Source organism: uncultured Lactobacillus sp. (assembly GCF_945290125.1).
GTDB lineage: Bacteria > Bacillota > Bacilli > Lactobacillales > Lactobacillaceae > Lactobacillus > Lactobacillus rizhaonensis.
Genome location: NZ_CALYQV010000028.1, coordinates 20,959 through 27,180 on the forward strand (window position 1 = coordinate 20,959; position 6,222 = coordinate 27,180).

Genomic DNA, 6,222 nt, shown 5'->3' on the forward strand with positions numbered 1-6,222 from the left:
TATTATTTAAAAGCATCAATCACTTCCTGAACGGATTGAGCCTTTTTTAATTTGTCAACAACTTGCTTATGTCCTAATCTGCCAGCAAATATTGACAATAATTTTAATTGATTTTTTGCTGAATCAGTATCATTGCTTACAGCAAACAAAATCACTATCCTAATTTTTTCGTTATCTAATGATTCCCATTCAATGCCCTGGCTCAAAATTCCAATAGCAACGCCAATATGCTTAACATCATCACTTTTTCCATGAGGAATTGCTATACCTTGTCCAATTCCGGTTAGCCCTTCTCTTTCTCGTAAGTAAATATCTTTGACAAAAGGATCAACTTTATCAATATAATTGGCTTTTTTAAACAGTTCCGCTAATTGAACTATAACCTCATGCTTGTTTTTAGCATTAAGGCCAATCTTTATAACCTTAGGATCTAAAACAGATGTAATACTTTCCATATGTAAAACCAAATATTTTTATGCTTTAAATGTTTCGGTTTGGAAGTTTTCTACTTTGTATGGTACTTCAACCGGTTCTTCATGCTCAAAATATAAATGAGTTGTATTGACTGCCTTGCAAAGTTCATTCTTATGATGCACTACTTTTTGTTCTTCAATCATTGCTTCAGGAAACATTAGTTTTGGTTCACGCATTTCGTTAGGATCACTATTGTCTAGTAGGTGCCGCAAACCAGTTGCAAATGCAATTTTGATATCACTTGAGATATTTATTTTATTAATGCCATTTTCAATAGCTTCTTGAATTTTATCATCAGGATTATTTGAGGCTCCATGTAAAACCAATGGTACATCTACAGCCTCAGAAACTTGTTTGGCAATTTCTGGTTTTAATTTAGGCTGTACATCTTTTGGATAAAGACCATGAGCAGTGCCTATTGCTATTGCCAAGGAATCGACATTGGTTTTTTCAACAAAGTCCTTTGCCATTTCAGGTGTGGTGTAATGCACATCATTTGTCAAATGGCCATTGACGTCATATCCAGTATTAGCTATTGTTCCAATTTCAGCTTCAACTGATATTCCAGTAGCGTGAGCTGCTTCAACTACTTTTTTGGTAATAGCTACATTTTCATCATATGGCTTCATAGAACAATCAATCATAACACTGGTAAAACCGAGATGAATAGCGTGTATGCAATCTTCATAAGTAGCACCATGATCTAAGTGCAAAGCAATTGGTAAATCAGTTTTACTGATACCCTGTAAAACTTGTCCTACAAAGTTATCACGCAGAAATGCCAATTCAGTTGGATGAATTGCCATTATAAAAGGCGTTTGATCTTCGATACATTTTTCCAGAGTTGCTGTGAAAAGTTGTCCCGACCCTGCATTGTATGCTGGTATTGCGAAGTGATTTTTATGAGCTACATCTAATAATCTTTTTCCTGTTACTAAAACCATTTTTACCTCCAAAAATTAATAAATTATATTATCTGAAAAACAAACTTTTTATGGTCCACTTTTCATAACTTTTTCTCCTTTATAGATATTTTTCGATTTCTTGTGCTGTCTGACACTGACTTATTCTGATAACGAATTTTTTATTCGCAAATTTGCGAAATATTTTAGTCATTCTCTTGATTCTCTGATCATTGCTTTTAGATTTCCGGCTGATTACCAAAACTAAACAAGTGTTTACAGCCGTATTGTCTGGACATTTCCATTCATCTATTTTTGGTGTCAACTTACAAATTATTAAACTAGGTATTACCTCCTGTTCTAAAATAATGTGAGGAAATGCTATGCCATGACCAAAAGCAGTATTTTTAAGTTTTTCTCTCGTTTGCATACTTTTCAAAATCTCAACCTGTGACATTCCTTTTTTAAATGCAACAATTTGTGATATAAGAGAAAAAAGGTCTTTTTTTCCTATTTTTTGGTGAATATTCATTTTTACAAAAAAATCATTGTTGTTTTTGAATTCTGAGAACTGCTTGTCTGACATTTTTTTCATCTTCTTTTGTTAGAAAGGCACTGACCAACTCAACAGGTACATTAGTCTTGATCGTTATTGGTACTGTACTTATTATTAAGTCAATATTTTTATATTTTTTTAATATGTCTTCTATCTCAAAACTGGAACCTAATCCGATAACTTTTAATTGTGGCATTAATTTTCTTATTTTGGCCGAGATTATTTCTGATGTGCCAATTCCTGTAGTACAAATAATGTAAACACGTACTCTCTTATTTCTTTCTGGTTGAGCTTCCAAATACTTAACAAAGTAAAGACAGATAAAGCCTGTTTCATTATCAGAAATTGTTGGTAAATTAAATTTATGACTTACTTGTTCAGAAGCCAATTTAGTAGCTACAAAGACTGGCTTGTATTCCAATTTAATATCATTTAATAAAGCATTTGGTAATGAAACTTGCATTTTCAAACGAATAATCATTGAAAAAATATGATTTTTGATATCATTTAATATGTATTTGCTAAAATTAGTTTTTAAAAATTGTGAAACTAAAGTAATGTATTTTTCAGAAACTTGCTCCGCTAATTTATGATCATCGGATGTTATTTCACATTTTTTATCACTTAATCGCGATGAAATCAGGTACTCGAATAAATAGTATGTTTCAACCTCTAATGACAGAGGCTGTACATTTAAATAACTTTCGATATTTTGAATAATTTTTTGACATATCTTAAAAATTTCCGGATTTTCCCGCGATTTTCTTTTTATGCTTGATTTTGATTCAACTGAATAATTTACTGACTTATAGGTTCTGGCTCTGTTTAAAAGAATATAAATATGCGTAAAAAAATTAATATTATAGGGATATGGAAGATTATTATTTAAAGACTTCACGGCAAATTTTAATTGCTCTAATGCAAAATCAAAATCTTTATCATCATATTTTCCAATGCTATTTCGTAAACTACTAATTTCTGTTGTGTTATTAACATGTAAAACAACTTCAATAATGGCATTTCTAATATTCTTTTCGGTACCTTTGATGCTTAAAAAGCGTTGTTTGCGGACTAATGACAAATTCCATTTTTTAATTTTCGCAGTAATCATTTTTTCATCACTTTGAATCACCGCTTCACTAACGTATAAACTATTAATAATATCCGTTATTGAAACTGCTTTAGGAGAGGCAATCAAAAGTCTGGTTAAAATATTTTCTTGACGTTCATTAATTTGTGATAGTGTAGTTGAATTCTTGTGTTCGTACTTTAAATAATTTTGATAAACTAACTCAAATCCTTGACTTCTTTTTGATACAATTATTTTTTCTGGAAAATTTTTATTTAACTGATCGATCCTCCTAATTATTGTTTTACGTGAGACGTGTAACTCTTGTGAAATTTTAGCCGAAGAATTGAAACCATGATTTACTTTTAAATAGTTGATTATGGACTGATTCAAATCTTTAACCATTCCTTTTCTCCTTCCGACATTTTTTATTATATAAGTTTATGAAAGCGCTACATCATAAGAAAATGTCCCCAAGTAAAAATTAATGAGGACAAATAAAAAAGCACAAGAGCTGTGAAAATTTCTTCACAGCTCTTGTGCTCTAATTAAAAAATATTTTAAATTTACTAATCCCAAGTGGTATTTTGGGCAGCGTCTTTTTCAGCCTGTGCTCTTAATTTAGCTTCAATCTTTGCAACATCATCATAATACTTATCTTCAACAACTATGCCTAAATCACTTAACTGCTGATCAGATACAGGTGCAGGAGCATGCATCATTGGTTCAGATGCATTAGTGTTTTTTGGAAATGCCAGTACATCACGAATATTATCTTTTTCTGCAAGAAGCATCGCAAACCGGTCAAGCCCAATGGCAAGACCAGCATGAGGAGGAAATCCCATGTCCAAGGCCTCTAACAAATAACCAAATTGTTCATAGGCACGCTTTTTGGTAAAACCGAGAGCCTTAAACATTTTTTCCTGAATTGACCGTTTGTGAATACGTATTGAACCCCCACCAAGTTCATCACCATTCATAACAATATCGTAGCTACGCGCATGAGCCTTATGCGGTTCAGTATCAAGAAGCTTGATACCTTCGTCATCAGGCATTGTAAAAGGATGATGTGCAGCAATCCATCTGCCGAAGCCTTCATCATATTCAAATAATGGCCAGTCAACTACCCAAATAAAATCGAATATGTGCTTAGGTATAATATCAGTTTCTTTGGCAAACTCACGACGCAAATGATCAAGTGAATCGCAGCAAACTTTCCATTTATCAGCAATAAATACTACTAATTCCCCACCTTTTAGCTCAAATTCATTAATTAGTGCGGATTTATTTTCAGCAGTTAAAAAGCGCGAAATAGGTCCGGAAAATTCTCCATCTTCAAATTTAACCCAAGCCAGACCTTTTGCATGATAGCGCTTAATATAGTCTTGCTTTTTCTCAATTTGTTTACGGGAATATTTTTGTGCGCCGCCTCTAACTGCAATTGCTTTGACAAAACCACCATTGGCAATGGCACCAGAGAATACTTTGAAAGCACTATTTTTAAACACAGAGCTTAAATCGTGAATCAGCATACCAAAACGAATATCAGGCTTGTCAGTGCCGTACTTGTTCATTGAATCAGTCCAAGAAATGCGCGCAATTGGCGTTTTTAATTCAATCCCCATTACATCTTTCATAATTCTCTTTAACAGGCCCTCGGTATAGTCCTGCACCTGTTGTTCATCAGTAAAAGACGTTTCCATATCAATTTGAGTAAACTCGGGTTGTCTATCACCGCGCAAATCTTCATCTCTAAAACATCTTGCCAACTGATAATATTTATCAAAGCCAGCTCCCATCAGTAACTGCTTGAAAAGTTGAGGAGATTGCGGTAATGCATAAAAACTACCTGGATAAATCCTGGAGGGAACTAAATAGTCTCGCGCTCCCTCAGGGGAGGATTTTCCTAACATTGGTGTTTCAATATCGATAAAACCGTTTTGATCAAAAAATTCGTGCGTGGCTTGCAATATTTTGGAACGCAAAATGATCGCATTTTGCAAGCTTGGTCGACGTAAATCCAAATAGCGATATTTTAATCTGGTTTGTTCAGCAACTTCAACATCATCTTTTATTTCAAAAGGTGGGTTCTTTGCTTTATTCAAAATAATGATTTCTTGAGCATCAACTTCAACTTCTCCAGTCTTCATATCTGGGTTAATATTGGAGCGTTTGACTACTTTTCCTTTAACTTGAATAACGAATTCATTTCCCAGTGCGTCAGCGGTAGTCATCAAGTCTTGACCCGAATCATGGTTAACGACTATCTGAACTATACCTTCACGATCGCGTAAATCAATAAATACCAAGTTACCCAGGTTACGCACCCGTTGAACCCAACCATATAAATTTACTTCTTGGTTAAGATATTTGGGGGTAATATTACCACAATAATCAGTTCTTTTTTCTACTTGCTTCATTTTTATTCCTTTAATTGTTTCATTACTGCATTCATATTTTCAAGATCACCAAAACTGAACCTGAAAGTTTGCCCATCAGCAAGACGCTTAACATTTAAAACTCCGTCGGATAATTCTTTGGCGCCAAGAGTAATAACAAATTTTGCATTTGCTCTGTCAGCCTTCTTAAATTGAGCCTTTAATTTCTTTTGGTCAACATCATATTGAGCTTTTAGTCCGTTTTTGCGCAATAAACGGGCAATTTCAACAACCTTTATTTGTGTTTCTTGACCGATATTAGTAATGAAGAAATCAATGCCTTGATCTGCAAAAAGAGCAGGATTTTGTTTTTGTAATACCAGCATTAACCGTTCTTCTCCGATACCAAAACCAACAGCGGGTGTGGCTGGTCCGTCAAATTCCTTAACTAAGTTATCATAACGACCACCGCCTAAAATGGTTGAGGCAGATTCCCAAATACTTTTATCTTCGACCATAAATTCAAAAATTACGCCAGTATAATAATCAAGTCCGCGAACTAAGTCATTATCTATCACATAGTTAATGTCCAATTGATCCAGCATTTCTAAAATCTGATCAAAATTTGCTTTTGATTCTTCATCTAAATAGTCAATTATTCTTGGAGCACCAGGTAAAAATTGCTTATCCTGTTCATCTTTGGAATCTAAAATACGTAAAGGATTTTTTTCTAACCGCCTTTTTGAGTCATCTGAAAGCTGATCTTTAAAAGGTGTAAAGTAATTAACTAAAGCGTCATGATAGTCCTGACGAACCTTAGCATTTCCTAAGGTATTAATATGC

At 33.7% G+C, this 6,222-nt stretch carries 6 protein-coding genes; all 6 read right to left on the reverse strand.

Annotated elements, in window-relative coordinates:
* Positions 1-2: 2 nt before the first annotated feature.
* Complete coding sequence (locus tag Q0K80_RS06175; protein WP_294604415.1) at positions 3-455, reverse strand: PTS sugar transporter subunit IIA; 453 nt, start codon at positions 453-455, stop codon at positions 3-5.
* A gap of 18 nt (positions 456-473) precedes the next feature.
* Entirely contained in the window at positions 474-1,418 is a 945-nt protein-coding gene (locus tag Q0K80_RS06180) for a ketose-bisphosphate aldolase (RefSeq protein ID WP_294604416.1), read from the reverse strand.
* Between the two features lie 79 nt (positions 1,419-1,497).
* Positions 1,498-1,962 carry a PTS sugar transporter subunit IIA gene (locus tag Q0K80_RS06185; RefSeq protein ID WP_294604417.1) on the reverse strand — a complete coding sequence of 155 codons (465 nt, stop codon included), beginning with the start codon at positions 1,960-1,962 and terminating at the stop codon, positions 1,498-1,500.
* On the reverse strand, positions 1,922-3,406 hold the full coding sequence (locus tag Q0K80_RS06190) for a PRD domain-containing protein (protein WP_294604418.1): 1,485 nt from the start codon (positions 3,404-3,406) through the stop codon (positions 1,922-1,924). Before Q0K80_RS06190 ends, Q0K80_RS06185 begins: the two co-directional genes overlap by 41 nt.
* A 164-nt stretch (positions 3,407-3,570) precedes the next feature.
* On the reverse strand, positions 3,571-5,421 hold the full coding sequence (gene aspS / locus Q0K80_RS06195) for an aspartate--tRNA ligase (RefSeq protein ID WP_294604419.1): 1,851 nt from the start codon (positions 5,419-5,421) through the stop codon (positions 3,571-3,573).
* A 2-nt stretch (positions 5,422-5,423) separates the two neighbouring features.
* Positions 5,424-6,222 (reverse strand): histidine--tRNA ligase (gene hisS / locus Q0K80_RS06200; protein ID WP_294604421.1); only part of this gene is annotated, 799 nt, incomplete at its 5' end.

Excerpts from the sequence above, each read along its gene's own strand:
- Q0K80_RS06175 (WP_294604415.1), bottom strand. The coding sequence starts at position 455 with ATGGAAAGTATTACATCTGTTTTAGATCCTAAGGTTATAAAGATTGGC.
- Q0K80_RS06180 (WP_294604416.1), bottom strand. The coding sequence starts at position 1,418 with ATGGTTTTAGTAACAGGAAAAAGATTATTAGATGTAGCTCATAAAAAT.
- Q0K80_RS06185 (WP_294604417.1), bottom strand. The coding sequence starts at position 1,962 with ATGTCAGACAAGCAGTTCTCAGAATTCAAAAACAACAATGATTTTTTT.
- Q0K80_RS06190 (WP_294604418.1), bottom strand. The coding sequence starts at position 3,406 with ATGGTTAAAGATTTGAATCAGTCCATAATCAACTATTTAAAAGTAAAT.
- aspS (WP_294604419.1), bottom strand. The coding sequence starts at position 5,421 with ATGAAGCAAGTAGAAAAAAGAACTGATTATTGTGGTAATATTACCCCC.